Origin of the sequence: Streptomyces sp. NPDC049577 (genome assembly GCF_040675635.1) — a bacterium.
GTDB lineage: Bacteria > Actinomycetota > Actinomycetes > Streptomycetales > Streptomycetaceae > Streptomyces.
On sequence record NZ_JBFAPH010000530.1, the window covers coordinates 1 to 2570 of the forward strand.

The 2570-nt window shown below is 72.5% G+C and carries 3 protein-coding genes; 2 read left to right on the forward strand and 1 reads right to left on the reverse strand.

What is annotated here, in order from left to right; genetic code table 11:
- Window positions 1–96 precede the first annotated feature (96 nt).
- Window positions 97–1557 carry an NADP-dependent phosphogluconate dehydrogenase gene (gndA, locus tag AB0K09_RS32185; RefSeq protein ID WP_366068933.1) on the forward strand — a complete coding sequence of 487 codons (1461 nt, stop codon included), beginning with the start codon at window positions 97–99 and terminating at the stop codon, window positions 1555–1557.
- Window positions 1558–1631: 74 nt separating this feature from the next.
- Here gndA and AB0K09_RS32190 read toward each other — a convergent pair whose 3' ends face one another.
- Window positions 1632–1913 carry a plasmid stabilization protein gene (locus AB0K09_RS32190; RefSeq protein ID WP_366068934.1) on the reverse strand — a complete coding sequence of 94 codons (282 nt, stop codon included), beginning with the start codon at window positions 1911–1913 and terminating at the stop codon, window positions 1632–1634.
- Window positions 1914–2031: 118 nt separating this feature from the next.
- On the opposite strand from AB0K09_RS32190, the gene AB0K09_RS32195 reads away from it, so the two are divergent.
- Window positions 2032–2570, forward strand: a 539-nt coding sequence (locus AB0K09_RS32195; protein ID WP_366068935.1) for a phosphatase PAP2 family protein, incomplete at its 3' end; no start/stop codon positions are given.

A 2570-nucleotide genomic window follows, 5' to 3' on the forward strand; every position in this document is an offset into this window, starting at 1 on the left:
GCGACGCCCGGCTGCCGATGAGAAGAATCTCCAGGCCCTCGGCGTCGATGCCCCGCACAAGCCTTCGACCAGCGTGTGACAGGAGTGGACCACCGTATGCCTAGCTCCCCCGCCACCCAGGCGACCGCCCAGATCGGTGTCACCGGGCTCGCCGTCATGGGCAGCAACCTCGCCCGCAACTTCGCACGCCACGGCCACACCGTCGCCGTCCACAACCGCACCTACGCCAAGACCGAGGCACTGGTCAAGGAGCACGGCCACGAGGGCGACTTCGTCCCGGCCGAGACCGCCGAGGAGTTCGTGGCGGCCCTGCAGAAGCCCCGCCGCATCGTCATCATGGTCAAGGCCGGCGAGGCCACCGACGCCGTCATCGACGAGTTCGCGCACCTCCTCGACGAGGGCGACGTCATCATCGACGGCGGCAACGCCCACTTCGCCGACACCCGCCGCCGCGAGGCCGCCCTCCGCGACAAGGGCATCCACTTCGTCGGCGCCGGCATCTCCGGCGGTGAGGAAGGCGCACTCAACGGGCCCTCCATCATGCCCGGCGGGTCGGAGGAGTCCTACAAGTCCCTCGGCCCGCTGCTGGAGTCCATCGCCGCCAAGGCCAAGGACGGCTCCCCCTGCTGCACCCACGTCGGGCCCGACGGCGCCGGGCACTTCGTCAAGATGGTGCACAACGGTATCGAGTACGCCGACATGCAGCTGATCGCCGAGGCGTACCACCTGCTGCGCTCGGTCGCCGGGTACGAGCCGGCGCGGATCGCGGAGATCTTCCGGGGCTGGAACACCGGCCGGCTCGACTCGTATCTGATCGAGATCACCGCCGAGGTGCTCGCGCACACCGACGCCGCCACCGGCAAGCCGTTCGTCGACGTGGTGGCCGACGAGGCGGAGCAGAAGGGCACCGGGCGGTGGACCGTGCAGACGGCGCTGGACCTGGGGGTTCCGGTCTCCGGGATCGCGGAGGCCGTCTTCGCGCGGTCGCTGTCCGGGCACACCGAACTGCGGCGGGCGGCGCGGGAGCTGCCGGGGCCCGGCGGGCAGGGGCTCTCCGCCGGCGAGGCCGAGGCGTTCGCCGGGCAGGTCGAGCAGGCGCTGTACGCGTCGAAGGTCGTCTCGTACGCGCAGGGCTGGAACATGATCGCCGGCGCGAGCGCGGAGTACGGGTGGGACATCGACCTCGGTGCGATGGCCGCCATCTGGCGCGGCGGCTGCATCATCCGGGCCGCGTTCCTGGACCGCATCCGCTCGGCGTTCGCCGCCGACCCGGGCCTGCCGACACTGCTGGCCGACGAGGGGTTCGCGGGTGAGGTGGGCCGGGCCCAGGACGCCTGGCGCTCGGTGGTCGCCACGGCGGTCCGGCACGGGGTGCCCACCCCGGGCTTCTCCGCGGCGCTCGCCTACTACGACGCGCTGCGCGCGGAGCGGCTGCCCGCCGCGCTGACCCAGGGTCAGCGGGACTTCTTCGGCGCGCACACCTACCGGCGCGTGGACCGGGAGGGCTCGTACCACACGCTGTGGAGCGGTGACCGCGGCGAGGAGCGCACGGACTGAGCCGTACGGCCGTACAGCCGTACGCCGTAGCGCCGTATGCTCCTCACGCGCCGGTCACATCGGAAGCAGCGCGGTCAGCGCCCCAGCTTCCGTTCGAGCTCCGCCTTGTTCATGGAGGAGCGGCCGGGGATGTCGCGGCGCTTGGCCTCGGCGTAGAGCTGGTCGTAGGTGGGGCCGCCCTGCGAGCGGGACGAGGACCTGCTCGTGGTGCGGGTCTCACCCGACCGGGCGCGTTCCTTGTTCACCGTGCGCGCCGCCATCTCCTTGGCCCGCTTCTCGCTCGCGCCGCGCTCCCGGGCGCTGTCCTTGATGTGCTCGTACTGGCGTTCTCGCTTGGAGCCGGATCCTTTGGGCATTGGTTCGTTCCTCACGGTGCCGGGCCGTGCCGCACCGGGGGTGCGGCCTGGGTGTCCGGCACCACCCTGCGCCCGCTGTTCGAGGTCCGCAAACGCAGGGTACGCGTCAGCCATGCGCATGGGAGAAGTGGTGAGTGAGTGGGACCGGTCGCTCTTCCGGCAGGTCGCCGGGCGGCACTGGCCGGGGGGCGACCGGGTGCTGCCGAGGCTGTCGCGTGCGGCCGACCACGGCGTGCTGTGGCTGGGGCTCGCCGCCGGTGCGGCGGTGCTCGGCGGGCGGCCGGCGCGGCGCGCGGCGTTGCGCGGGGCGGCGTCGCTGGCCGTCGCGTCGGCGACGGTGAACACGGTCGCCAAGCGGTCGGTGCGGCGGGTGCGGCCGGTGCTGGACGCGGTGCCGGTCGTCCGGCGCCTGACCCGGCAGCCGTTCACGACGTCCTTCCCGTCCGGGCACGCGGCGTCGGCCGTGGCGTTCACCGCCGGGGTCGCCCTGGAGAATCCCGCGTGGGGGCTGGCACTGGCCCCGATCGCCGCCTCGGTGTGCTTCTCCCGCGTGTACACGGGGGTGCACTATCCGGGTTCGCACACCCTCTTCTGCCAGTACATGTGCCAGGAGTGCGACGGGCTCGTGTGTTCCCAGCCGTACTTCCAGTGGGTGGC